This window comes from Streptomyces sp. SM11 (assembly GCF_002910905.1).
Lineage (GTDB): Bacteria > Actinomycetota > Actinomycetes > Streptomycetales > Streptomycetaceae > Streptomyces.
In genome coordinates, this window is the sequence record NZ_NEUE01000240.1 from 1 (window position 1) to 24,091 (window position 24,091).

The 24,091-nt window shown below is 70.4% G+C and carries 17 protein-coding genes and 7 pseudogenes; 11 read left to right on the plus strand and 13 right to left on the minus strand.

Features of this window, described 5'->3' with window-relative positions; translation table 11 throughout:
- Positions 1-481, plus strand: a 481-nt coding sequence (locus tag B9S58_RS25285) for an IS3 family transposase (protein WP_107494943.1), incomplete at its 5' end; no start/stop codon positions are given.
- 165 nt (positions 482-646) lie between these two features.
- Here B9S58_RS25285 and B9S58_RS25295 read toward each other — a convergent pair.
- Positions 647-1,576, minus strand: coding sequence for a site-specific integrase (locus B9S58_RS25295; protein ID WP_258045004.1), 930 nt, complete (start codon positions 1,574-1,576; stop codon positions 647-649).
- A gap of 590 nt (positions 1,577-2,166) precedes the next feature.
- Between B9S58_RS25295 and B9S58_RS39375 the strand changes: the two genes are divergently transcribed.
- The 3 genes from B9S58_RS39375 to B9S58_RS25315 all read left to right on the plus strand — a co-directional run bounded on the left by B9S58_RS39375 (position 2,167) and on the right by B9S58_RS25315 (position 4,586).
- Complete coding sequence (locus B9S58_RS39375) at positions 2,167-2,562, plus strand: hypothetical protein (RefSeq protein ID WP_258045005.1); 396 nt, start codon at positions 2,167-2,169, stop codon at positions 2,560-2,562.
- Between the two features lie 172 nt (positions 2,563-2,734).
- A complete protein-coding gene (locus B9S58_RS25310; protein WP_103534380.1) occupies positions 2,735-3,502 on the plus strand; it encodes a dienelactone hydrolase family protein in 768 nt (255 codons plus the stop codon).
- Between the two features lie 472 nt (positions 3,503-3,974).
- Entirely contained in the window at positions 3,975-4,586 is a 612-nt protein-coding gene (locus B9S58_RS25315) for a helix-turn-helix domain-containing protein (RefSeq protein ID WP_103534361.1), read from the plus strand.
- Positions 4,587-4,884: 298 nt separating this feature from the next.
- On the opposite strand, the pseudogene B9S58_RS25325 reads toward B9S58_RS25315, so the two are convergent.
- Positions 4,885-5,271 (minus strand): annotated as a pseudogene (locus tag B9S58_RS25325) (sugar dehydrogenase); the annotation flags it as partial.
- Here B9S58_RS25325 and B9S58_RS25330 point away from each other — a divergent pair.
- Positions 5,265-5,792 (plus strand): annotated as a pseudogene (locus tag B9S58_RS25330) (glycoside hydrolase family 6 protein); the annotation flags it as partial. The pseudogenes B9S58_RS25325 and B9S58_RS25330 sit on opposite strands and share 7 nt — an antisense overlap.
- A 155-nt stretch (positions 5,793-5,947) precedes the next feature.
- Here the strand turns inward: B9S58_RS25330 and B9S58_RS25335 are convergent.
- The 3 genes from B9S58_RS25335 to B9S58_RS25345 form a co-directional block, all read right to left on the minus strand.
- Complete coding sequence (locus B9S58_RS25335; RefSeq protein ID WP_103534362.1) at positions 5,948-7,111, minus strand: oxygenase MpaB family protein; 1,164 nt, start codon at positions 7,109-7,111, stop codon at positions 5,948-5,950.
- 91 nt (positions 7,112-7,202) lie between these two features.
- A complete protein-coding gene (locus B9S58_RS25340; RefSeq protein ID WP_103534381.1) occupies positions 7,203-8,258 on the minus strand; it encodes a polyprenyl synthetase family protein in 1,056 nt (351 codons plus the stop codon).
- Positions 8,248-8,526, minus strand: a complete 279-nt coding sequence (locus B9S58_RS25345) for a polyprenyl synthetase (RefSeq protein ID WP_103534363.1) — start codon at positions 8,524-8,526, stop codon at positions 8,248-8,250. Before B9S58_RS25345 ends, B9S58_RS25340 begins: the two co-directional genes overlap by 11 nt.
- Before the next feature lie 176 nt (positions 8,527-8,702).
- Between B9S58_RS25345 and B9S58_RS25350 the strand changes: the two genes are divergently transcribed.
- Complete coding sequence (locus tag B9S58_RS25350; RefSeq protein ID WP_103534364.1) at positions 8,703-9,059, plus strand: hypothetical protein; 357 nt, start codon at positions 8,703-8,705, stop codon at positions 9,057-9,059.
- Between the two features lie 44 nt (positions 9,060-9,103).
- Here the strand turns inward: B9S58_RS25350 and B9S58_RS25355 are convergent, their stop codons facing one another.
- From B9S58_RS25355 to B9S58_RS25365, 3 genes and pseudogenes are all read right to left on the minus strand, one after another.
- On the minus strand, positions 9,104-10,249 hold the full coding sequence (locus B9S58_RS25355; protein ID WP_103534365.1) for an RNA polymerase sigma factor: 1,146 nt from the start codon (positions 10,247-10,249) through the stop codon (positions 9,104-9,106).
- 7 nt (positions 10,250-10,256) lie between these two features.
- Entirely contained in the window at positions 10,257-10,664 is a 408-nt protein-coding gene (locus B9S58_RS25360) for a YciI family protein (protein WP_103534366.1), read from the minus strand.
- Between the two features lie 134 nt (positions 10,665-10,798).
- A pseudogene (locus tag B9S58_RS25365) lies at positions 10,799-12,007 on the minus strand (saccharopine dehydrogenase family protein); the annotation flags it as partial.
- A 170-nt stretch (positions 12,008-12,177) separates the two neighbouring features.
- On the opposite strand from B9S58_RS25365, the pseudogene B9S58_RS25370 reads away from it, so the two are divergent.
- The 3 genes and pseudogenes from B9S58_RS25370 (at position 12,178) to B9S58_RS25380 (ending at position 14,008) form a co-directional block, all read left to right on the plus strand.
- Positions 12,178-12,905: pseudogene (locus B9S58_RS25370) on the plus strand (TetR/AcrR family transcriptional regulator).
- 258 nt (positions 12,906-13,163) lie between these two features.
- Entirely contained in the window at positions 13,164-13,424 is a 261-nt protein-coding gene (locus tag B9S58_RS39380; protein WP_258045006.1) for a hypothetical protein, read from the plus strand.
- Complete coding sequence (locus tag B9S58_RS25380) at positions 13,424-14,008, plus strand: DUF998 domain-containing protein (protein ID WP_103534367.1); 585 nt, start codon at positions 13,424-13,426, stop codon at positions 14,006-14,008. The genes B9S58_RS39380 and B9S58_RS25380 overlap by 1 nt, the downstream gene beginning before the upstream one ends.
- A 30-nt stretch (positions 14,009-14,038) precedes the next feature.
- On the opposite strand, the gene B9S58_RS25385 is transcribed toward B9S58_RS25380, so the two are convergent.
- Both B9S58_RS25385 and B9S58_RS25390 read right to left on the minus strand, forming a co-directional pair.
- Positions 14,039-14,602 carry an HAD domain-containing protein gene (locus B9S58_RS25385; RefSeq protein WP_103534368.1) on the minus strand — a complete coding sequence of 188 codons (564 nt, stop codon included), beginning with the start codon at positions 14,600-14,602 and terminating at the stop codon, positions 14,039-14,041.
- Positions 14,603-14,685: 83 nt separating this feature from the next.
- Positions 14,686-15,058: pseudogene (locus tag B9S58_RS25390) on the minus strand (DUF1080 domain-containing protein); the annotation flags it as partial.
- A gap of 7 nt (positions 15,059-15,065) precedes the next feature.
- On the opposite strand from B9S58_RS25390, the pseudogene B9S58_RS25395 reads away from it, so the two are divergent.
- Positions 15,066-15,572, plus strand: a pseudogene (locus B9S58_RS25395) (PEP-utilizing enzyme); the annotation flags it as partial.
- Between the two features lie 1,588 nt (positions 15,573-17,160).
- Here the strand turns inward: B9S58_RS25395 and xdhC are convergent.
- The 3 genes from xdhC to B9S58_RS25410 are packed head-to-tail and all read right to left on the minus strand — an operon-like array spanning position 17,161 to position 21,852.
- Entirely contained in the window at positions 17,161-17,970 is an 810-nt protein-coding gene (gene xdhC, locus B9S58_RS25400) for a xanthine dehydrogenase accessory protein XdhC (protein ID WP_103534369.1), read from the minus strand.
- Position 17,971: 1 nt separating this feature from the next.
- The gene (gene xdhB / locus B9S58_RS25405; protein ID WP_103534370.1) at positions 17,972-20,389 is read right to left on the minus strand and encodes a xanthine dehydrogenase molybdopterin binding subunit; all 2,418 of its coding nucleotides are present in this window, start codon (positions 20,387-20,389) and stop codon (positions 17,972-17,974) included.
- Complete coding sequence (locus B9S58_RS25410; protein WP_103534371.1) at positions 20,386-21,852, minus strand: xanthine dehydrogenase small subunit; 1,467 nt, start codon at positions 21,850-21,852, stop codon at positions 20,386-20,388. Before B9S58_RS25410 ends, xdhB begins: the two co-directional genes overlap by 4 nt.
- A 910-nt stretch (positions 21,853-22,762) precedes the next feature.
- Between B9S58_RS25410 and B9S58_RS25420 the strand changes: the two are divergent.
- A pseudogene (locus tag B9S58_RS25420) lies at positions 22,763-24,021 on the plus strand (uracil-xanthine permease family protein).
- Positions 24,022-24,091 lie beyond the last annotated feature (70 nt).

The window sequence follows — 24,091 nt, forward strand, 5'->3', positions numbered from 1 at the left end:
CATCACCTACCTGCCGGTGGGCGACGGCGAGTTTCTGTACCTGGCGACGGTGATCGACTGCTTCTCACGCCGTCTGGTGGGCTGGTCGATCGCCGATCACATGCGCACCTCGCTGGTCACCGACGCGCTCCGGGCGGCCGCCCGGGTCCGCGGCAGCCTGGCCGGCGCCGTCTTCCACAGTGATCACGGAGCGCAGTACACGTCTCGCGAATTCGCTGTCGCCTGTGCCGAGTTGGGTGTCACACAGTCCATGGGCGCGGTCGGCGCGAGCGCGGGCAACGCACTCGCCGAGTCGTTCAACGCGGCCCTCAAACGCGAGACACTGCGAGGCGCCCGCCGCTTCGACGGGGCCCGCGCCTGCCGCCTGGCCGTCTTCCGCTGGACCACCCGCTACAACACCCGCCGACGACACTCGGCAAACGGACAGCAGGCCCCGATCGCCTACGAACAGCAATCAGCTACCCTGACATTCGCCGCATAACGACACGAACAGGTGTCCACCTTCACGGGACAAGGCCCGTCTTCCACGCCAAGGCGCGGACCGGCACCATCCGCCGGCACCTGATCCACATCCCGGCCCGCCTCGCCACCCGCGCCCGCACCATCACCCTGCACCTCCCCGAACGCTGGCGCTGCGCCGACGACTTCACCGACCTGTGGACGGCCACCGGACAACGCGCCCAGACCTGACCCGCCGGACCGACCGCCCGCCCACGACCCGAAAGACCTCGGAGAACCCGCCACCGGAACGGCCATCCGGAAAACACCACTGCCCGAACAGCGCTGCCAGCACTTCGGGGCGGTAACCTGCCGCCGGCGGGGCCGGCGGCTTGGCCTGCTCGGCGCGCTGTCGTTCATGGTGTGCCAGGACGTGGGCAACGACCTCGTCGGGCGTGGGAGCGATATAGATTTCCGTGGTGGTGATGTGGGCATGTCCCATGTCCCACTGCAGGTCGGCGAGGGTCAGGTTCGGATCGCGGACCATCCTCTTGGCCGCGCTGTGGCGCAGGTCGTGCAGGGTCCAGTTCGCGCCCAGCAGCTGGTTGGCACGGGTGAAGACCATCCGGGCCGCGTCGTACTCCAGCGGGCGGAAGGGCCGTCGCAGCGTCCACCACAGCGGCTCCGACCGGTGCTTGGGGACCATGCCGCACAGTTCTTGCTGGTAGAGCCGCAGCCACACGAACGCGTCGGCGGAGGCGGGAAGGTGCTGCAGGACCTGGCTGCCCTTGCGGACCACGCCGATCGTCTGATCCCCGGGAGCGACCAGGCCCTGCTGGACACCCAGCAGCTCAGAAGCGCGGGCGCCGGTGGAGATGTAGAACGCGATCAGGGCTCTGTCCCGGTTGTACTTCAACGCGGCGAACAGGTCGTTGAACGCCTGGTCAGGGATGATCCTCGGGGTCGACTTGGGCTCCTTGGGCTGATAGGCGCCCCGGCGCGACGGGCGCCGGAACGCCTGCATCGGGTTGTGATGCGCGTTCGGACTCCCCTCGTCGGCAGATCTGCCCTGCGGGAACGGGTTGATCAACGGTCGGCCGTGGGTCTCGCGGTGGTACTCGTAATACGAGCGGATCACCGCGCGAGCGTGCCGCATAGTTCTCGCCGGGCGCGGCCTTCCCCGTGACCGGGTTCACCGAACCCGGAGCGGGCGCATCAGGACGGCGTCGCCGTGGCGGCTTCTTCGTCGTCTTCAGCCACAGCGCGAAGTTACGGGCCTCGACCCGGCTCGCCAGATACCAGGGCACCTCCACCGCGTGTAAGAACCGGACCCACGCCAACAACTCATAGGCGTAGGACCGAAGCGTCGTCGGCCTCGCGTCGTCGGCAAGCATGTGGTGCAGGAACTCGCTCACCGCCGCCACCTCGGTGCCATCGGCATCCAGGAGCCGAAACGGCCTCAGAGGGTCATCGCTCTTCTCGATGCGGCCGACCTTCTCTACCCTCAGCGCCGCCAAGTCCCGGACCGTCGTGCTGTGTTCTGGCATCCGTACCTCCACGGGCCGACCTACTCGACGACCCGCGATGAAACCAGATTCAGCACCACACGCGCAGTCAGCACGACTGGCCCGTAGCAGCCACAACCCCTCTGTCGTCACTATGAGTTGACCTCGACTGAAGCCCAGGTGAAACATCAGGTAGTTCGGTCAACGGGACGTCCGCTGCCCGATGTCCTGGCCCGACCCCGCCCAGCGTAGCCGTCTCGTTGAGATCCTCGACAACCTCCTCGCCCGCATCGCCGAGGCCGAACGCGAGAAATGGCTCGGCGAGATGGAAGGGCTGTGGGTCAGCCTTGCCGGAGCGGAGGAGAAGCTCACCCAACTCGACCGGCGCCCACCCCGCACCGTCGTCGACCTCGGCATTCCTGTGATCAGCGCTCCCAGCGCTCTCCGCCGGCACTGGCCGGAGGAGCGAACGTGCCCCCTGGGCGGCACGAGCGACAAGCGATCAGCTGCAACCTGGAACTCCCCAGGCCGTTTGTCCGGACCAAGACAGCCGAGGAGATCCTCGACTCCCTCGCCCGTTTCTGCCGACGGATCTCCGGCGCAGGAGACCAACTGGTGACGCCCTGCATGGGAGTGGGCCGGTATCCGATAGCGCTGCCGGGGGACGGGGTTCATGACGGTTCTCGCGAGCCCTCGCCGTATGCGAGAAGGAAACCCGCGATGTTCTGCCGGCGGCAGAACACCAGCCGGACCGGGCCCAACGATCCATACAGTCCAGTCCCATGACGACGATTACGACGATCACGACGCGTACGGTCGAGTATCCGGCCGACGGTTTGACGATGATCGGGCACCTCGCGCTCCCGGCCGGTGTTGACCGTCGGCCCGCGGTGCTGCTCCGACCGGAGGGCATGGGGCTCAGCGACGTCGAGCGCCGCCGGGCCGATGCTCTCGCCGAACTGGGTTACATAGCGCTGGCCTTCGACCTTCATGGCGGGCACTATTTGGGCGACCCCGAGGAGATGCTGGCCCGTTGCCTGCCGCTGCTCGCTGATCCCGACCGGATGCGGGGCATCGGCCATGCGGCGCTCGACGTGTTGCGCGCCGAACCGCGGACCGACCCCGACCGGATCGCCGCCGTCGGCTACGGCACCGGGGGCGCCGTCGGACTGGAACTCGGGCGAGGCGGCGTCAGCCTGCGCGCGATCGGGACAGTCAACGCAACTACCACGGGCCGACCGGGCGAGGCGGCGCGCATTCGCTGCCCGGTGTGGGCCGGGGTCGGGTCGGAAGACCCGATCATGCCGCCCGCGCAACGGGACGCGTTCACCGCTGAGATGCAGGCCGCGGGCGTCGACTGGCGCCTCGCGGTCTACGGTGGCGCCTTGCACGCCTTCCATCACCCGCCGGTCGGCCACCCCGTGGTCCCCGGCGTCGGCCACCACCCACGGCACGCGCAGCGCGCCTGGCGCGACGTCGTCGACCTGCTCGACGAGTGCCTGCCCGTGACGGAGGATCTGGGGCATGACCCAGGTAAGCATGCTGGCGCCGGACACTGACAGTCCCCTCCCCTCAAGTCCGCACAACAGAACCGCATCCGGGCGGATGCTCGATCGCGGAAACGCGTTCGCAACTGCCGCAGCAAATGCCGGATTGCCATGGGGGCCGTCGCCGTTCGCCGCCTCGACGGCGTTGGCGACGCCTCCGCGCGCGACGTCGGCCGGGCCCCCGGATACGTGGGCGAGCCGGGCGTCGATGGCGCCGCGGCAGTCGGAGGGCAGCAGTGCACCGAGGAGGGCTACGCCGAGCGTGGGGCCGAACTCCCGGGGCACGTCGTACACCGCGGCGGTCGAGCGGTTCGGTGGAGGCGTCATCGCCAGGCCCATGCCGAGGTCGATCGCCGGTATGCCGTCCCCATCCGCCTGAATCCTCCGTCTTGCGGCTGCACGCACCCAGCCCCGCCCCTTCTCCGCCCCCCGATTGCCGGTCGATCCAAGTGCGACTTGCCCCAAATGGCATATCGTCATGCTTATGACGCAAGAAGATGGTGGGCTGGACAGCCTGGTACGCAAACGCATCCGCGCCCTGCGCGTGGCCCAGGGCTGGTCCCTGGAGGAACTGGCCACCCGCGCGAAGGTCAGCCAGTCCACGCTCAGCCGCATCGAGAACGGCCGGCGTCGCCTGGCCCTGGACCAGCTCGTCACCCTCGCCCGTGCCCTGGACACCTCCCTCGACCAGCTGGTCGAGACCGCATCCGACGACATCGTCTCGAACCCGATGATCGACGGTGCCCACGGCCAGATGCGGTGGCCCATCAAGGCGGAACCCGGCATGACCGTCATCCGCCAGCGCATGACCGAGCCGCCGCCCGACAACCCTGCGCGCCTGCGCGCGCACCCGGGCCGTGAGTGGCTCGTCGTCCTCTCCGGCACTGCGATCCTGCTCCTGGGCAACCGGCGCCTGCGGATCGAGACGAACCAGGCGGCGGAGTTCCCCACGATGCTCCCGCACGCGATCGGCGCCGAGGGCGGGCCGTGCGAGCTGCTGGGCATCTTCGACCGGGACGCCCGCCGCGGCCACCAGCGCGGCGAGGGTGCGCAGAAGGCGGCCCGCCCGGCCCCGCCCGGAGGGAGCCTCCCGTGACGAGCGCGCGTCGGCGACTCGGGGTGCGGCACCTTCTCGCCGTGTACAGCGGTGCATTCGGCTGCGAGCCAGGCCCGAGCTGATCGATGAGCATGCTGAGCACCGCGGGGTCCGCCGAAGGAGTGCGGCCGGTGGCTGCGGCGACGCGCATCTGCTCGCCGCGCTCGGGAGAGTAGCGTCCGAACAGCTCGGCGGGCTCGCGGAGGGATCGCTGCCTGCCGAACGGTCAGATCCCGAGTCCCCCTTCGCGTAGGGCCGGGACCCCGCACCGGTCCGCGCAGTTGACCTCCCGGGCGTTTCAGCGGCTCACGCGGGAGACGGCACCACCGCTTCCGAGCGCATGCAGCTCGCCGTCACCGTCCTCCACGAACACGAACGAGATGACCTCGCCGCCGCTGACTTCGAGGTCGCCCACGCCGGTCACCTCGCCGTTCTCCATCCGGAGCGTACGCAGGGTGCCGTCGCAGTAGTCGCTGAACACATAGCTCCCCCGAAGGTCCGGGAGCGCCTCGCCGCGGTGGACGAGTCCGTCGGTCACCGAGCAGCCGAGGCCCGTACGGTCGTACTCGTGGACCGGCGGGACGTGGTACCGGAAGTGATGGATGCCCTCCATGGAGGATCAGCCGTAGTTCTCGCCGCCACCGCCGGCCGCCGGGGCCCAGCCGATCTCCTCCCGGTTACTACGTGGACGAGCTCTTGTTCGCCCAGGTCCTGCGCACGGAACTGGTCCGCCAGGGCTTCGCCGCCGGCCTCGGCATGCTCATCGACACCGCCCGCAACGGCTGGGGCGGTCCTCCGGGCCCGCCGGACCCGGACCCCTGACGGGCGTCGACACCTATGTCGGCGGCGGTCACACCGACCGCCGCATCCACGCGGGCAACTGGTGCAACCAGAGCGGCGCGGGCATTGGCGAGCGCCCCACGATCGCACCCGAGCCGGGCATCGACGCGTACGTCTGGGCCAAGCCCCCGGGCGAGCCCGACGGCAGCAGCGAACCCGTCGACAACGACGAGGGCAAGGGCTTCGACCGGATGTGCGACCCGACGTACACCGGTAACGGGCGCAACGGCTTCAACCTCACGGGTGCCCTGCCCGACTCCCCGGTGGCCGGGCACTGGTTTCTCCGGACAGTTCCAGGAACTGCTCCGCAACGCCCACCCGCCGCTCGACGGGGGCAGCGGCGGCCAGGAGGACGCGCGGGCGCCGGCCCACGGCCGCTGACCGCACCCGACGAGAACGGCCCGTCGGGTGCGGTCGGGGGACCCGGGTCGGCGCACGTCGATCCGGTCGCCTGGTTATGTGGTCCGTGGTCATTTCGTTCGACCAAGGGGGCATGCGGCCCGGAGGGCCGTGACCGTACGTCAGTCGGGGACGGTGGCGGCGGGCGGATTCCAGCGCTGGGAGCGGGACGCCGCGGGGGAGACACCGTACTCCTCCTTGAGCTGCTCGGGGATGGCGTAGTGCATCACGCGGCCACGGGTGAGGGAGGAGAGTTCGAGGACGGTGGTGAGGTGGCCGAGACGGTCCAGGGTCCAGGCACCCAGCGGAGACCGGTCCTCGATGGTCTCCAGGACGCCGAGAAGGTGCGGGACGGCCTTGACGGCGGTGTCCCACGAGGTACGGGGCACCTGGAGCCAGTCGGCGCAGGTGTCGCCGGTCAGATGGCGGATGAGCGCGGAGACGATCGGGTCGAAGAAGGTACCGGGCACGACCTCCTCGTAGAGGTCGATGAGCTGCCGGGTCAGCTGCGCGCCCTCCTCGGAGGGCCCCATGTGCCGGATCATGTACAGGTCGAGGAATTGGCGGGCCTCGTCCAGGGACCGGGGAACGGCCTCCTGGCTGACGCCCAGCATCGCGCCGACCACGCGCCAGGCGTAGTAGTAGGCCTCCGCGCCCTCCTGCGACATGTGGATGCCGAGCCGGTGCAGGCTGTCGAGCACGAGCATGGAGAAGAACATCTGCCCGCCGATCATGTCCTCCTGACAGATCGGCGTCCCGAGCGCTTCGGTGTCCCACCGGTCCCCGCGCAGAAGGTGATGGCGGATGGACGCGTGCAGAAGGCGGACCTTCTGGGCGGCAGGGATGAAGCGGCCCCCGGCCTCGAAGGCGTCGGGCCGCATCAGATAGACGGTGAACTGGCCGGTCTCCGCCATCCGTTTGGACGGGTACTTCAGCCCGTGGGTGGCCGACAGGAGCTTCGCCACGTGCGGGACCACGTAGCACGCCGGCATGGAGGCGAACGACAGGGCAGTGGAAACATGCACGTTGTTGTCGATGAAGAACAGCCGGGCCTTCTCCATCTCGCCCCAGTCGACCCAGGCCGGCGGGGCACTTGTGGCCTGAAGGTACTCGCGGGCGATATCGGGGAGCCCGTCCGGGAGGGGAGCGCCCGCGGTGGAGACGTACCGCATCAGGGTGTTGAACCTGCCCACCTCCCCGCGTTCGAAAAGCGCGGCGACGGTGGCGTCGGCCAGTTCGTCACCGTCCTGTCGCAGGGCGTTCATCGAAGCCTCGGTGTAGCTCATGACGGAGTTCCTTGTCCTCGGGGCGGGGCGGGGCGGGGCTGGACTGGACTGGACTGGGCTGGGGTGTGGTGCGGTGTGCGGCCGACAGGGGTCAGGACAGCCGGACGGTCGCCGAGTTCGCCAGCGCGGTCAGGGCGTCGGCCGCATGTGCGGGTACGTCCAACTCGTGGAGGGCGCCGAGGGCTTCCTCGACCCGCGCCGTGATCATGTCCTCGATGAGACCGGGGGTCTTCAGCCGCCGCATCACTTCGCGCACCGCGTGCAACCCGTCCTCGTCGAGGTCGCGTCGTCCCAGGAGGCCCCTGAGCCGGTCCCGGTCGCCGTCATCGGCGACACGCCAGGTCTCCGCGAGCAGGGCGGTGGGCCGGTGGCCGCATACGTCGTCGGCGTTGGCCTTGCCGGTGAGTCCGGGGTCTCCGAACAGCCCGAGCAGATCGTCCCTCAGCTGGAACGCCTCGCCCAGCGGCAGCCCGTACGCGGAGCAGCCCTCCCGCAGCCGACTGCCGGCCCCGGCCAGGGCCCCGCCGATCAACAGGGGCTGCTCGACCGTGTACTTGGCGGTCTTGTACCGGATCACCTTCAGCGAGGCCTCGGTGTCCGGCTCCGCTCCGGTACGCAGGATCTCCAGGCACTCGCCCGCGATCAGCTCCCGACCCAGAACCGACCACAACGGGCGGGCCCGGCCCAGATAGGCGGCGGGCAGACCGCTGGTGGTGAACAGCTGTCCGGCCATGCCCATCAGCAGATCCCCCACCAGCATCGCCAGCGATCCGGCGGCGGCGACGGAGCGCGGCTGGCGGCGTACGGCGCCGCGCAGAGCGATGTGTGCGGTGGGGCGGCCGTGCCGCAGCGCACTGTCGTCGATGAGGTCGTCGTGCACGACCGCGGCGGCATGGATCAGCTCCAGGGAAGCGGCCGCCCGTACCAGCGCGGCGCTGTCCGGCTGTCCAGCCGCCCGCCAGCCCCAGTAGCAGAACGCCGCCCGTAGCCGCTTGCCGTCCGCGACGACCGCCTCCACCTGCGCGGCCACCGGGGCCAGGGACGGGTCGATCGCCGCGAACAGATCGGCCTCCCGGGCGACGAACGGGTGCAGCACCCCGTCGACCCGGGCCTTGAACGCGGCCGCGTCCCACCGGTCAGACGTCATCGGCGGCCCGCCGGGCAACGGCGTGCCGGGCGAGGAGCTCCAGATGGGCCGGGGGAGGGGCGGCGTACCGGTCCAGTGCCAGGCGCCCGCGCGCCATCAGATCCTGCTCTGCCTCCGCCGCCAGTTCCGCGGCGTCCGAGCGGCGCAGCAGTCCTCGTACCGCCCCCAGGGCCGAACCCACCGCGCTCACCGCCAGGTCGGCCGCTCCCGCGACCAGCAGGACCACCCGCTCGTCCAGGTCCCCGCGTCGTCCTGCCTCGTGTGTCATGTCTGGCTTCATGCCACTCCCACCCCGGAACTGCCGACGGCGCAGGTCACGCGCCTTTCGCACAGCATCGCGACGCACCGGGCACCGGAGGGGCGGAAGTCACGATCGAGTGCGCGACTCGCTCATCCGTACGGTTCCGCTGCCGCCTCGGGAGAAGGCCCGCGGAGGGGAGAACGGTGAGCACGCAGCAGTACGAAGAGATCGGTGGGGCGTTCGGGGGGTTCAAGGCGCTGCCGCTGGCGCACTACGCGAAGGTGCCGAGCTTCCTGGCCATGGCCGGGGACGTACGCGGCAAGTCGGTGCTCGACCTGGCAAAGCCCGACCACGGCCTCGGCGGCTCGTCCCCGCGCCTGTGCGGCTTCCTCTCCGAGCGGACCGGTGACGAAGCCGAGACCGGACCGCGCGTCCGGATCGCGGCGCCGCTCGATCCGCCGATCGGCTTCGTCGCCACCTGCCCGCGCCGGTTCGGGGCGGACTGCTGGGCGGACCTTCTCGCCAGCCCACCGCTGGAGATGCCGCGCTGCCGCGCCTGAGCCGTTCACCGGGCCGGGTTCCGAAGCCGCAACTCCGGCCCGGCTCAACGCGGACGGCCGGCGTTGAGCCGGGCGGCCTGGCGCGTCAGATGGTCGCGCTCGGCGAGCGTGGGGGCCTTGTGGGCGGCCTCCGCGTACAGCCGTGCCGCCGTCGTCAGGTCGCCGTCGCGCTCGTGGAGATACGCCGCCGCCGCCGTACGGCGGGGCAACGAGTCGCTCAGCGCGGCAAGTTCGGCCAGCCCGGCGCGCGGGCCGTCGGCCTCGCCGACGGCCACCGCCCGGTTGAGCCGGACGACCGGGCTGTCCGTCAGATCCGCAAGCTCGTCGTACCACTCGACGATCTGCACCCAGTCGGTCTCCTCGGCGGCCGGCGCATCGGCGTGGAGCGCCGCGATGGCGGCCTGGGCCTGGAACTCGCCCAGCCGGTCGAGGGCGAGGGCCGCCTGCAGGATCCCGACGCCCTCCGCGATCATTCCGGTGTCCCAGCGGCCCCGGTCCTGCTCCGCGAGCGGCACCAGGCTCCCGTCGGGCGCGGTCCGGGTGGCGCCCCGGGCGTGGTGGAGCAGCATGAGGGCGAGCAGCCCCGCCACCTCCGGGTGGTTGATCGCGGCCGCGAGCTGCCGGGTGAGCCGGATCGCCTCGGCGGCGAGGTCGACGTCACCGGAATAGCCCTCGTTGAAGACGAGATACAGGACGCGCAGCACGGTGGCGACATCGCCGGGCTGATCGAACCTCACACCGGAAACTGTGCGCTTCGCCCTGCTGATGCGCTGCGCCATGGTCGCCTCGGGCACCAGATACGCCTGGGCGATCTGGCGGGTCGTGAGCCCGCCGACGGCGCGCAGTGTGAGCGCGACGGCGGACGACGGCGTCAACGACGGGTGGGCGCACAGGAAGTAGAGCTGAAGCGTGTCGTCCACCGCGGGCGCGGGTCCGGGCACGGGCTCCTCGTCGACGAGGTCCTCCCGCCGCCGCCGGGCCCTCTCGGCCCGGGTGGCGTCGAGGAACCGCCGCCAGGCAACGGTGACCAGCCAGCCCTTCGGGTCCCGCGGTTGATCGTCCGGCCATACGCGGACCGCCTCGACCAGGGCGTCCTGCACGGCGTCCTCGGCCGCCGCGAAGTCAGCTCCGCGGCGGCCGAGGATTCCGATGACACTCGGCGTGAGGCTCCGTAGGAGGGCCTCGTTCATCGTCGCGTCACTCCGTGATGGTGGGCGAAGCGGACAGGAACGGGCGTACCTCCAGCCACTCGTGGATCGGCTTCCCGCCCGCCCCCGGGGCGGCCGACAGCTCCCCGGCCAGCTCGACGGCGCGGTCGTGACCGTCGACGTCGATGATCATCCAGCCGGCGATGAGGTCCTTGGTCTCGGCGAACGGCCCGTCGGTGACCGGCGGGCGGCCCTCACCGTCGTACCGCACCCATGCGCCTTCGGGAGCGAGCGCCTGACTGTCGACGAACTCCCCGGTCTTCTCCAGTCGGTCCGCGAAGTCCTGCATGTACTGCATGTGCGCCGAGATCTCCTCGGGCGTCCACCGTTCCATCGGGACGTCGTTGACCGGGGCCGGGGCGCCGCGGTAGTGCTTCAGCAGCAGGTACTTGGCCATGATGTTCTCCTCGATGCTGTGCGGCCCCTCGCGGCCGCTTTCACTACGGGGACGGAGCCGGATACGGGTTCTCGACATCGTCGCCCGAAATCTCTGCCACTTTCTCCGGTGGGCCTTCGGCGAGCCCGCGATCGCTGTTCGCGCAGGCCCCACGGGGATCCGTACTCGACGAGCAGATCGAGGAACGGGCCCGGGGCCAGAGCCTCGGCGCCGAGCACGCCCGCACCACTCCAGGTGCTGTTCGCCACGAGCTCCAGGGCGATCACCGGATTGAGGGCCGTCTGCCAGACCACGGCCTGGGACCCGTACTCACGCATCGACCACTGATTGTCGACCACGTGGTACAGGTACACCTCGCGGGGCACGCAGTCCTTCGTGCCCTTGACCCAGGTGCCGGCACAGGTCTTCCTGTGCATCAGCTCACCGAGGGAGGCGGGGTCGGGCAGACAGGCCGCGACCACGTCACGCGGCGACACGTCTCCGCCGGGCACGGTCACCTTGTCCGTGCGGTCGAGGCCGAGCTTGCGGAGTGTCCTGAGGGTCTCGATGAACTCGTCACCCAGCCCGTACTTGAAGGTGACCCGCCGGCACTCCACCCAGCGCGGGATCAGCAGAACCTCCTCGTGCTCGACGTTGACGCATGCGACCGGGCCGATGCCCTCGGGGAAGTCGAAGACCTCCGGCTCGCTGAACGGGGCCGTGGTGAACCAGCACCGGTCCTTCTCCCAGACCACCGGCGGGTTCAGACACTCCTCGATCGTCGTCCAGATCGAGAACGACGGGGCGAAGTCAAAGCCGTCGACGTCAAGGTTCGCGCCGTCCCGGACGCCGATCTCCTCGATCGTGTCGAACAGCTCGTCCGCGGCGTACCGGGCGAAGACATCGGAGAGCCCCGGCTCGACGCCAACGCCGACGAGCGCGAGCCGGCAGGCCTTCTCCCACGCGGCGGCGCGCTCGAACTGCCCGTCGCCGAGCTTGACCCCCCTGCACTCCTCGTACGGGCGCTCCGGATGCGGGGAGGAAAGGGACATGGCCTGGTCCAGATAGTCGACGCGGGCGACCAGCGCCGCTTCGAACAACGGCATCACGAACCGGAGGTCGGGGGCGTTCACGAGGATGTCGCACCGGTGCTCGGCGAGAAGGGCGGTGACCGCCACCCGGTCCGAGGTGTCGACGCGCAGCGCGGTGAACCGGGCCTTCTCCCCGCCGAGCCCGGCCACCGGGGCCTCGGCCCGGGAGAGGTCGTGGTCGGTGACGACCATGTGGTCGAAGAACGAGCGGCGGGTGGCGATCCTGGTGATCGCCGTGCCCACGCCACCTGCGCCGACGAGCAGTACGCGCATGGCGGATGTGCCTTTCGTGAGAGAGCCGGGCTGTGTCGGAGAGCAGGGCCGTGCAGGCCGGTGCCCTTGGATTCGGCCATGAAAGGCATGCACTTGAGCAACGTCAACGCCGTTGGCACAAGGTCTGGGTCCGTAGGCCCGCACCGGTGCCGAGACGGAGGAGGGGCTCGATGGCGAAGGAAGTGGTTCCGGAGGAAGGACGTCGGCGCAGACGGCCGACCAGGCAGGGCGTGGTCGTCACCCAGCACCTGATCGTCGAGACGGCTCTGCGGATGCTCCACGAACACGGCAGGGACGGGCTGACCGTGCAACGCCTGGGAGTGGCGCTCGGAGCCGACCCGAGCACCCTCTACCGCTACTTCCGGGGCGTCGACGACCTGACCCTGGCCATCGCCGACGAACTGATCGGACGCGCGATGCGGGGATGGCGGCCCGGCGGAGACTGGCGGAAGGATCTGCGCGAGGTGGGCCTGCGCATCCATACCGCCTGCATCGCCCACCCGGAGGCCGCGGTGCTGACCGCAAGCCGGGTCAGCGGCCGGGCCAACGAGATCGCCGGCGACGAGGCGGTCCTCGGCATCCTGCGGTCGACCGGACTGCCCGACACGGACGTCGTACGCATCTACCAGGCGTTCGTCGACCAGGCACTCGCTTTCGCCGCGCTGGACGCCGCAGCCTCGCCCTGCCCGAAGCGGCACGGGCCGCCGACGAACAGGTCTGGCGCGCCACCTACGCCCAGCTGCCCGCGGAGACCCACCCGAACATCGCCGCCACCGCGCCGCTGCTGGTGGCGAGGATGAACGACAGCGCCTACCCCACGGCACTGGAGATGCTGCTCGACAGCGCGGAGGCGAGCGTCCGGCGCTTGCGGCACCGGAGCGACGAGGACGGCGCCTGACGCCCGGGGCTCTCCGCCCGTGCGCCCCGGACGAGGACAGACGGTTTCACGGACCTGATGGCGGTCGGCCGCGTCCCGCGGAACGCGGCCTCCTCGGCCCAGGGCGGGCCGAGGAGGCGCAGGTCGGCGCGGAGCAGACACTCCGTCCCCGAGGCGCTTCCGGCACCGGGAAGGCGCTGCGAGCGAGGAGAGCACCGCCTTCCCCCGCCTGGACTCGCTCAAGGCGGCAGGTTCCCCCGGCCCCTGATCGGCATCGGCGTGGCGCTCATCGGGTCCGCCGCCGTCGGCGTCTTCCCGTACTTCGTCGGGGCCGTCGTCACTCACCTGCGCGCCAAGGACCACGAGATCGATGCGCCCGTGGTGCTCGCCCTGCCGGCGGTCGCCGCGCCGGTCCTGCGCGTGATGTCGGCCTGGGCGCCCGAGCGCTGCCGGACGCCGCGCCCGCGGCCGACGGCACGGCCTGCTCAAAGCATGCGGAGATCAGAAGCAGGCGATATCTGCGCATTTATGCTGATCTGATGCAATCTGCTCCTTGGTGGGCCCTGGTCTCCTCCGGCTGTGCCCCTGTGCTTCTGGTCGGTTCCTGGACGATCGCGCAACTGCGCCAAGGCCCGGAGTACGACCCCGCGAGGCAGACCCTGAGCGTGCTGGCCTCCTACGGAGCTGCCGGCTACTGGCTGATGACGGGGATGCTGCTGGTGCTGGGGACGTGCTACGTGGTGACGGCGCACGCGCTCCGGACGGCGGCGCTCCCCGGGCGGGTGGCCCTGGCCGGCGGGGGACTGTGCGCCCTGGCCCTGACGTTGGTGCCCGCGCCGGACAGCGGCGGAGCACTGGAGCACGGGGCCGTGGCCACCCTGGGCCTGGTGCTCCTGGCGGTGTGGCCTCCGCTGGCCGCCGTGCGGGGCGGGCGGCCCGCGCCGTGGGGGCTGAGGCTCGATGTGTCGCTCGCCGCAAGCGCGTTGATGTGCGCGAGCGCGCTGTGGTTCCTGGCCGAGCTGCAGAGCGCGAGGGCGCCCGGTGTCGCCGAGCGCGTGGTGACGTCCGTCCAGGCGCTGTGGCCGTTCCTGGTCGTCGTCTCCTGCCGGAGAAGCGCGGCCTGACGGAGCGCGGCCCGCCTCTCGACGAGACGCCTACGCGTTCACCGCGCGCCGAAGCCAGGAGTCGAGAGCCGTGAAGTCGCTGCCCGTCAGACCTTGCCGGGGATCCACCCGGTGGAGCAGGGCGCGTCCCGGGTGGTGGACGGCGACCCAGGCCCGATCGATGTCGGTGATCTCGTCGTCGACCCAGACGAAGGGACGGCCCGCGGCCCACGCGACGAGGGCGCGGGTCTTCCAGTGCAGCCCGCTCCTCTCGTCCTGCACCTCTTGTTCCTCCCGCTCCTCCCATCCCGCTGCGCCGTCATCCCCCGAAGTCTCCGGCCATCGGACGACGGCCAACCGCGGCAGGCCGATCCGCGGTCCGATCCACTCGTTCGCGTCATCCATCCAGGTCGTCGCCCAGACGAGCTCGCAGGGCAGCGCCGCGAGCCGTGGCCCGTGCCGGGGATCGATCCTGGCCAGGATCGGATTCGAGCCGGTGCCCGGAGCTTCGGGGCCCGGTCCGTAGGCCGGATACGAGTGGGACGCCGAGCCGAAGGGGATGAGCGGCCCGTCGACATCGAGGAACAGCAGCGGAGGCTGCGTGGAGACAGTCACGGGAGCACGATAGCGACGGCTCCCACCGGGCACACGGTCCCGAGGGCGGGGAAGCGGCGCAGACCGCGGCGGTGCGGCGAGAGCGCAGAGGCGGCGCTCATGTCCGGGGCCTTCCTGGTGCAGATCGCCCCGGCCTCGTTGTCGGTGAGCGTGGTGTCACCGTACGAGTCGAGGAGCTGCACCTTGTGGCGCTCCTGCAGGTACACGCCGCTGTTGGCGCGGTCCTGGCCGGTCACGTCCGGCGGAAGGTCGGCAGCCAGAACTCGACATGCGCACGGAAGTCCTGGGAACCCTGCTTGGTGCGTAGGTCCCGCCGGGCACCTCCATATCCCCACCGCTCACCAGCCATTCGGGCGTGCGGCCGTCCGGATGCTGCCAGGCAGCCTGGTCCGTGCCGTCGAAGAGCTGGACGCGGGCACCCTTCGGATGGGCGGTGGTCATGTCCAGGTTCACATGAGCCGGACAGATGATCGACCGGGTCAGAACCTTCATCGGATACCGGGAGTACCCGAAGTACGGCATCGTCAGCCGCTACTTCGTCTACAAGCAGGCACTACTGGCCGAGGCCGAGCGCCTCGTACGGGCAGGAGTGCTTTCCGAGAAGGAGGACAGCTTCTACCTCACGTTCCAGGAACTCCACGACGCCGTGCGCTCGAACCAGGTGGACGACCGGCTCATCCAGCAGCGCAAGGACGCGTTCCGGTCGTACCACGCGCTCACACCGCCCCGAGTGCCGACATCGGACGGTGAGGCCCTCACGGGGGCGTACCGTCGCGACGACGTGCCGGCCGGAGCCCTGACCGGGCTGGCGGTCTCCGCCGGGACCGTCGAGGGAAGGGCCCGCGTCATTCTGGACATGGCGGAGGCCGATCTCGAAGCGGGCGACATCCTGGTCACGGCCTTCACGGACCCCAGCTGGTCGCCACTGTTCGTCGGAATCGCAGGCCTGGTGACGGAGGTCGGCGGCCTGGCGCTCCTGGTCACGATCGGCCGCCGTACCGAACGCCTCGCCCCGCGCAGGGCCGCCCGCCGGGCGAAGCGCGGCAAGCCGGCCCGGGCGGAGAAGCCGGAGACGGGCCGGGTGTTCGGTGCTCTTCTGCGCCCGGCCCGGACCCGCCCCGCTCTCACCCTGTGCCTGTCGGTCCTGGTCATGCTCGGTCTTGCCATGCCCGCGCTCGGCCTGAAACTGATCGACCCGGGCAGGGACAGCCGGTGGGGCGCGAGGGGCGGGTATCAGTCACCCGTCACATCGGTCCGCTCGCGCAGGAGATCCGCGTGGCCGCTACGGTGTGCGTACTCCTGGATCATCACCAGGTGAACTCAGCGGGCCGAGAGGACCACCGCAGGAGAGCTCGCGGCCGTCCGGCTCCCTGATGAGCGACCACTCCGGGTCGCCGCGGTGGAAGTCGTACTCCTCGTCGGCGGTGAGGAGCGTGATGTCGCAGCCGCCCGAACCTCATCGGGGTCCTCGAACGCAGCGTCCTCGTGGTGCCGGTTCAGTGCCATCGCGCCGTCATGCTGCTCGGCGAACAGCGCCGCGACGGGCGACCGGACCGCGAACCTGCTCGGCGAAGATGCTCAGCTGGTTCGTCCAGCACTTCCCGCCCCTGGCCCAGTGGTATCCCGGCGAGACCATGAGCGAGGACGACAGGCAGCCGCGCGTCCCCGCACACGTCTTCGGCGATGCACTGCGACGGTCCGTGACGACGAACAGGACCCCCAACGCACAGGCCGCGACGACTTGTGCCCCCTCCGCCTCGTGCCGAAGGTGCAGGAACCGGAAGGGTGAGACGCACGAGAGCGAAGCACGTGCCTACGGTCCGGCGCCATCGCGTCGGGGAACAATGACGGCAACGGGGTGTGTCGGGCCACTGGGGGCACACTCCCGGCTCCGGTGAGCAGAACGCGTTCACCGCCGGGTGGGGAGGTGCGCGAGTCGACGCACGCACTCCGCACGCTCTTCGGCCGGCCCCGCCGCCGCAGCCTCGAACACCGCCGCCGCGCCCTGGAACAACCCGGCATCAACGAGCCCGCACTCCTGGTGAGCGCCCTTGGCACAGGTCACGCATGGACCGGCGGGCGCTCTTGCCGTCCGCCGGGCGATCGGCCGACGTGGCGGAGGGCTCGGGAGCGCTTTTCCGGTCACCTGCGCGAGCAGCTGGTCACCGGGTTGTCGGTGCTGTCCGAGTCCGGCGGGTCGGCCCGCCCGGCGCGGTGTGCCGCCGAGGACCTGCGGGGTCGAGCCGTTCTGCGCACCCCGGGTCAGTGCCACTGCCGTGGCCACGGGCAGCATCGTCATCCGTGCCCACGCGGGTGCGCGCAATCGCCGTGCGGACTACCGGCCGCCGAGCAGCCGTGTGCTCCTGGGCACCGCATGTGCCACCCCCGTGGGGCTGCGAGGAGGACGGCATCGGGCCGTCGAAGGGTGCGAGGTGCAGCCTGCCCGGGTGAGGTAGATGCCCGTGTGCGGAGTGACGGGCGTGGTCGTGGCGCGAGGGCGCCCCGCAGGTGTGCGTCAGCACGCGCGTGGGGCGCCCCCGCCGATCCGGGTGGAGAAGTCAGTTCCCCTCGGTCTCGAAGGTCCGCAGCAGATTGGCGGCGACGCTCACGGCTATGGTCGCGGGTTCCTTGCCGGTGATGTCGGCCAGCCCGATCGGGGTCGTAATCCGATCGACGGTGGCCTCGTCGTGACCCCCCTCCGTGAGGAGGCGTCTGCGGAACCGCCCCCACTTGGCCGCCGACCCGATCAGCCCGATGGAGCCGAGGTGGGCCGTCCGCAGGGCGGCGTCGCACAGAGCGGCGTCCTCGGCGTGATCATGGGTCATGATCAGGACGTGCGTGCCGCGCGGCAACTTCTCGAGGACCTCCTCGGGCAGTAGCGGAGCATGGTGCACCCGCACCCCCGCCACCGCGTCCGCGAGGACAGCGAGCCGCTCCTCGGCGAGGATGTCCGAGCGGCTGTCGATCAGATGGAGGTCGAGGTCCTGACGTGCCAGGACGCGCGCCAGTTCCATCCCGACGTGTCCGACGCCGAAGATCGCCACCGTCCGTACCACCGGGAGCGGTTCGAGCAGCACCGAGACGGTGCCGCCGCAGCACTGCACGCCGTGCCGGTTGGTCACCTTGTCGTTCAGAGCGAAATCGATCAGCTCCGGTACGGGCGTGGACGCGACGATCATCTCCCTGGCGCGATCGATCGTGACCGCCTCGACGTTGCCGCCACCGATCGAGCCCCATGCCTCGGTCCGCCCCACGACGAGTTTCGCGCCGGCGTTACGAGGGGCATGCCCGCGCACGGTAGCGACGGTCACCAGCACACCGGCCTCCCGGCGTGCTCGCAGCCGCGCGACCGCGGCGACCCAGGTCATGTCAGGCACCGTTCAACGCTTCTGTCCCGGTTCGCGTCCCGGTCCCGGTGGCGAACCCGTCGCCGGGGTGACCGTTGGTGGAGCGACCGGCCCGGCGAGTCGCCTCGACCGCCCAGTACACGGCTTCCGGTGTGGCGGGCGAGGCGAGTTCCACGCTCACTCCGGCGGGCCCGAACGCCGCGGCGGCCTGCCGCAACGCCTCCCGTACCGAGAACGCCAGCATCAGCGGCGGTTCGCCCACGGCCTTGGACCCGTAGACCGCGCCTTCCTCGGTGGCGTTCTCCAGCAGCCGGACGTGGAACTCCTGCGGCATCTCCGAGAAGCTGGGCAACTTGTACGTGCTCGCCGCCTGGGTCAGCAGCCGGCCGCGGCCCGGCCCGTCACCGGTGTCCCAGCGCATGTCCTCCAGCGTCAGCCAGCCCGCGCCCTGTACGAAACCGCCCTCGACCTGACCGATGTCGATCATCGGGGAGAGGCTGTCGCCGACGTCGTGCACGATGTCCACCCGCCGGATGTGGTAGGCGCCGGTGAAGCCATCCACCTCCACCTCGGTCGCGGTGGCACCGTAGGAGAAGTACTTGAACGGTGAGCCCTGGAACGCCTTCGCGTCCCAGTGCAGCCCCTCGGTCCGGTAGAAGCCCGACGCCGACAACTGCACGCGTTGAAGGTACGCGGCGCGCACCAGGTCGTCCCAGGCCAGCTCCTCGTCGCTGCCGAGGGCACGCGCGACGCCCTCGACGATGCGCACGTCCGAGGCGTTCGTCCCCAACCGGCCGCCGGCCACGTGAAGCAGCCGCTCGCGGATCTGCTCGCAGGCGTTCTTCACCGCCGCACCGTTGAGGTCCGCCCCGGCGCTGGCCGCGGTGGCGGAGGTGTTGGGCACCTTGTCGGTACGCGTCGGGGCCAGCCGCACCTTGTGCGGCGGGCTGCCCAACGCCGTCGCGGCCACCTGCAGCATCTTGGTGTGCAGGCCCTGGCCCATCTCGGTGCCACCGTGGTTGATCAGGACCGAGCCGTCCTTGTAGACCAGAACCAGCGCGCCGCCCTGGTTGAAGGCGGTGAGGTTGAACGAGATGCCGAACTTGACCCCGGTGATCGCGAGCCCCCGCTTGGTGTTCGGGTGTGCGGCGTTGAACGCCGCGATCTCGCGCCGCCGATCGTCGAGGCGGCCGTCGGCGCGCACCTGCTGCCAGACGGTGGAAATCCGTTCGGGGTGCGTGACCGGCTGCCCGTACGGCGTGGTCTGGCCCTGCCCCGGCCGGTAGAAGTTGCGCTCCCGCAGCTCCGTCGGGTCCAGGCCGAGCAGCGGTGCGCACCTGCCCATGATGTCCTCGATCACCAGCATGCCCTGCGGTCCGCCGAAACCGCGGAAGGCGGTGTTGGAGACCTTGTTGGTCTTGGCGATACGGCCCGCGACGCGTGCGGCGGGGAGCCAGTAGGTGTTGTCGATGTGGCACAGCGCACGGGCGACCACCGGCTCGGACAGGTCCAGGCTCCAGCCGCCGTCCGCGGTCAGGGTGGCGTCCAGGGCCTGAATGCGGCCGTCGGCGTCGAAGCCGATCCTCCACTCCGCGTGGAACCCGTGGCGCTTGCCGGACATGGTCAGGTCCTGGGTGCGGTTGAGCCGGACCCGGACCGGCCGGCCGGTCAGCCTGGCGCCGAGCGCGGCGACGGCCGCGAAGCCGTGCGGCTGCATCTCCTTGCCGCCGAAGCCGCCACCCATCCGCAGGCACTGCACGGTCACCTCGTGACTGTGCAGGCCGAGCACGTGCGCGACGATCTCCTGCGTCTCGGAGGGATGCTGGGTACTGCTCTGGACGAACATCTGCCCGTTCTCGTCGACCAGGGCCAGTGCCGCGTGCGTCTCGAGATAGAAGTGCTCCTGGTCGGAGAACTGGAGCTCGCCCGAGAGCACGTGCGCGGAGTCGGCGAAGCCGGCGTCGACGTCGCCGGTGAGCAGCACGGGCCGGGCGCCGTGGAAGCTCTCCGCCGCGATCGCGTCCCGCAACGCGATCAGGGAGGGCTGCTCGTCGAGGTCCACCTCGACGGCCGCCGCACCGAGCCGGGCCGCCTCCAGCGTCTCGCCGAGCACCCAGGCGACCGCGTGACCGTAGAACATGACGGTGTCGGGGAACAGCGGTTCGTCGTGCTTCATGCCGGCGTCGTTGACTCCGGGCACGTCGGCGCCGGTCAGCACGCGGACCACACCGGGCACGGCGAGCGCGGGCCCGGTGTTCAGCCTGCTGATCCTGCCGTGGGCCCTCATGACCTGGACCGGGTAGGCGTGCAGAACGTCCTTGGTGCGATGGATCAGGTCGTCGGTGTAGAGCGCGGTGCCGGTGACGTGCTGGGTGGCACTCTCGTGCGGCATCGACACGCCGACGGCCGGCTTTTCGGGGCGCTGGGACAGTTGGCTCATGAGGAAACCGCCTCAATGGTCTGCGCGTACAGCTTCAGCAGGCTCTGGCCCAGCATCGCGGAGCGGTAGGCGGCGCTGGCGCGCTGGTCGTTCATCGGCGTGCCCTCCGCCCGCAGAACCCGTGCCGCGGCTTCGACGGTCTCCGCCGCCCACGGCCTGCCCTCCAGGGCCTCCTCGGTGGAGAGGGCGCGGACCGGGGTGGCGGCCACACCGCCCAGACCGATACGGGCCTTGTGGACGATCCCGTCCTCGATCTGGAGCGCGAAGGCGACCGCCACGCTGGAGATGTCGTCGAAGCGCCGCTTGGCGATCTTGTGGAAGGCCACGACCGGCGACAGCGGCAGCGGGACACGTACCGCACGGATCAGCTCGCCGGGACGGCGCACGCTCTGCCGATAGCCGGTGAAGTACTCCGCAAGGGGGACCTGGCGCTCGCCGTCGGTTTCGGTGAGCACCACCGAAGCATCCAGCGCGAGCAGCACCGGTGGGCTGTCGCCAATGGGGGAGCCGGTCCCCAGATTGCCGCCGAGTGTCGCACCATTGCGGATGAGCCGTGATGCGAACTGCGGGAACAGTTCCGCCAGCAGGGGGACTCGGCCGTCGAGGCGGCGTTCTATCTCGGTGAGCGTCAGCGCCGCCCCGATCTCTATGGAGTCGGATTCGACGCGCAGCTCCCGCAGTTCGGGCAGCCGGTCGACGGCGATCACGCAATCCGCCCGGCGGGCACGGATGTTCACCTCCACGCCCCAGTCCGTGGAGCCGGCGACCACCACCGCGTCGGGCCGCTCGCGCAGCAACCACAAGGTTTCGCGCAGGGTGTTCTTCCGCAGGAACGCGGTGGTGCCCTGGACGTACTCGGTGGCGACCGGTACGGGTGGGGAGTGCTCGCGACGCCGTGCGAGCGGGTCCTCGTCGGTGGGCGTGCCGACGGCGAACGCGGCATCGCGAATCGGACGGTATCCGGTGCAGCGGCAGAGGTTGCCGCTCAGTGCGTGCAGATCGAAGCCGTTCGGTCCGTGCTCGGGGTCGGTGCTGCCGGCCGGTTCCGCGTGGGCGCAGCGGTCCGGGCGGTAGTACTCGGCGGCCATGCTGCAGACGAACCCGGGTGTGCAGTAACCGCATTGGGAGCCGCCGCGGGCCGCCATCTCCTCCTGCACCGGGTGAAGCGTGCCCGGCGGGCTGGATGCGCCGGCGGTGGCGAGCCCCTCGGAGGTGACGACCTCCTGACCGTCGAGTGCCGCGGCCGGGAGCAGACAGGCGTTGACCGCCACCCAGTCGGTGGGCTCGTTCGTCCCGGGCCGGGCGACCAGGACCGCGCAGGCGCCGCACTCACCCTCGGCGCAGCCCTCCTTGGTGCCGGTGAGGCCATGTTCGCGCAGAAAGTCCAGGAGCGTGGTGTGGGGCGCGGTCGGTGACAGCGGTGCTTCGGTCCCGTTGACCGTGATGCGTGCCGCCGCCGTCACGACAGGCCTTCGTTTCGGTGCGAGCTCGGTCGATTCATCGTCTTCGTCAATTTTCAGACAGCTTTCTTCGTTCAGACGCACCACGTGAGAAAGAGCGGGCGCGAAACCGCGCGCAACAGCGAGGCGCCGCGAAAAAGGTGACGGGAGTTCGGGAAACCCGAAATGTGCCACGGAAGGGCACAGGAGAAGGGGGCGCGTTCAGCAGCCGTGCGCGATCCGCCCCGGGACCCATGCGGTGCACTCGGCGAGGCGACCGAGGTCGGAGTAGGTGAGCATCAGCTGGTCGCCTCCTTTCGAGGGCTGGGTGTCGACGTTCACGGCAAATTAATGGCTGCCGCCGTGGAGGTCAAGAGGCCGCCTGGCACCGAACCTTGGACGAGTGCCGCCCAAGACCGTGCGGCGTAGGCGCCGTTCGGCCCCGAACCCTGGATCTCCGGCGCGGGAAGTTGGCCGTCCTCACGACCGTACCGTGCCCTGCTCGCCCCGTTCGCGACCTTGTCCTGCCGCGCTCGCCCCGCTGTCCGCCGCCGCTCCATCGGCTGCCGCACGCCTGTCGTCCGGCCCGCGAGTACCCCGCGTCCCAGAGACCGCATCCCCGGCATCGCAGCTCTTGACGACGGTCGCGGGGTCTCTCCATACTGACGGCCAAATCGATTGGGCCAAATCGATTTGGCCGTCAGTATGGGGCTGGATCGCGGCTAATGCCCGAGCGTTCTTCACGCCCGAAAGGAGCTCCAACGTGTCCAGTCATCGCCAGCCCGCACCCGGAGCGGAACAACCACCGACGCCAGAGCCGGACATGCACGACGCCCCGCACTCGGCCGACGAGTCGAGCCCCACCGTGCACCCCGTCGACGAGTCGCGCCCCCTCGGGCGGATCATCCTCTTCGGCATTCAGCACGTCCTCGTCATGGCGGCCACCCCCATCTCGGCGATCTTCCTGATGAGCGCCACGCTCCGACTCGACGCCGGCCTGACCATCAACCTGCTTTCCGCGGCGTTCGTGCTCTCCGGCGTCGGGTCGCTGATCCAGTCGCTGGGGCCGTGGAAGTTCGGTCCCCGGCTGCCGTTCGTGATGCTGCCCGGCGGCGCGCCGCTCATCCTGTTCATCGCCATCGCCGCGCAGCACGGTCTCCGGACCGCCACCGGCGCGGTCATTCTCACCGCCGCCTTCTACTTCGTCGTCCTGCCGGCCTTCTCGCGACTGCTCGGGTTCTTCCCGGCCCTGGTCATCGGCACCATGATCGTCATCGTCGGGATCAACCTGGTGAAGGTCGGCGCGGTCCTCGTCACCGGCAGGCCCGGCGAGCCCGGATTCGCGGACCCGACGAACCTCGCGCTCGGTATGGCGACGATCGGATTCACCGTCGTCTTCTACCTGCTGTTCACCGGCATCCTGCGGCAACTCGCCGTCATGCTCGGGCTGGTCGCCGGCACAGTGCTGGCCGGCTTCCTCGGCAGCATCGACCTCGGCCGTGCCGCCGAAGGCGGCCTGGTCAGCGTGCCGGAAGTGATGCCGTTCGGCTCCCCCCAGTTCAGCCTGATCGCCGCGCTGCCGCTGATGCTCTACAGCCTCGCCTCCATGGCTGAGGCCACCGGCAGACCGTCATCAACGCCGAGGCAGTCGGCAAGGAGATCGACACCCGCACCGACGTCCCCAAGATGGTCCGCGGTGATGCGCTGACCTCGCTCTTCGGCGGGTTCTTCGGTCTGCCGCTGATGGTGACCAGCGGCGAGAACATCGGGATCGTCCGTGTCACCGGCGTCCGCAGCCGCTATGTCACCGCCGCTGCCGGTGTGGTCCTCATCGTCATCGGCTTCCTCGCGCCGGTGACACGGGCGATCAGCGTCGTCCCGTCCGCCGTGGTCGGCGGCACGGCCATGGTCGTCTTCGCGGTGATCACCGTGCTCGGCGTGCAGATGCTCGACCGTTCCGACCTCGACCAGCACACCAGCACGTTCATCTGCGCCGTCGCCCTGGCGCTGGGCCTGCTGCCCATCCTCATCCCCGGCGTGTACGCCGGCTTCCCGCCGAACGTCCGCATCCTCCTCGAAAGCGGCGTCGCCGTCGGCGCGTTCGTCGCCGCCGTACTCAACATCCTCTTCCACCACGTCAGGCCGCGCATCGCCGCCCGGCTGATCACCTCACGCACGGAAAGCAACCGATGAACCAGCTCACCCGCGACCTCCTCGACTCTCCCGGCCCGCTCCTCCTGGTACCCGATGCCGTGCTGCTGCC

Bases quoted from the DNA above. Each gene is read 5' to 3' on its own strand.
- B9S58_RS39375 (WP_258045005.1), top strand. From the start codon at position 2,167: ATGTCCTGGCCCGACCCCGCCCAGCGTAGCCGTCTCGTTGAGATCCTC.
- B9S58_RS25315 (WP_103534361.1), top strand. From the start codon at position 3,975: ATGACGCAAGAAGATGGTGGGCTGGACAGCCTGGTACGCAAACGCATC.
- B9S58_RS25335 (WP_103534362.1), bottom strand. From the start codon at position 7,111: ATGAGCTACACCGAGGCTTCGATGAACGCCCTGCGACAGGACGGTGAC.
- B9S58_RS25340 (WP_103534381.1), bottom strand. From the start codon at position 8,258: ATGACGTCTGACCGGTGGGACGCGGCCGCGTTCAAGGCCCGGGTCGAC.
- B9S58_RS25345 (WP_103534363.1), bottom strand. From the start codon at position 8,526: ATGACACACGAGGCAGGACGACGCGGGGACCTGGACGAGCGGGTGGTC.
- B9S58_RS25355 (WP_103534365.1), bottom strand. From the start codon at position 10,249: ATGAACGAGGCCCTCCTACGGAGCCTCACGCCGAGTGTCATCGGAATC.
- B9S58_RS25360 (WP_103534366.1), bottom strand. From the start codon at position 10,664: ATGGCCAAGTACCTGCTGCTGAAGCACTACCGCGGCGCCCCGGCCCCG.
- B9S58_RS25380 (WP_103534367.1), top strand. From the start codon at position 13,424: ATGCAATCTGCTCCTTGGTGGGCCCTGGTCTCCTCCGGCTGTGCCCCT.
- xdhC (WP_103534369.1), bottom strand. From the start codon at position 17,970: ATGACCTGGGTCGCCGCGGTCGCGCGGCTGCGAGCACGCCGGGAGGCC.
- xdhB (WP_103534370.1), bottom strand. From the start codon at position 20,389: ATGAGCCAACTGTCCCAGCGCCCCGAAAAGCCGGCCGTCGGCGTGTCG.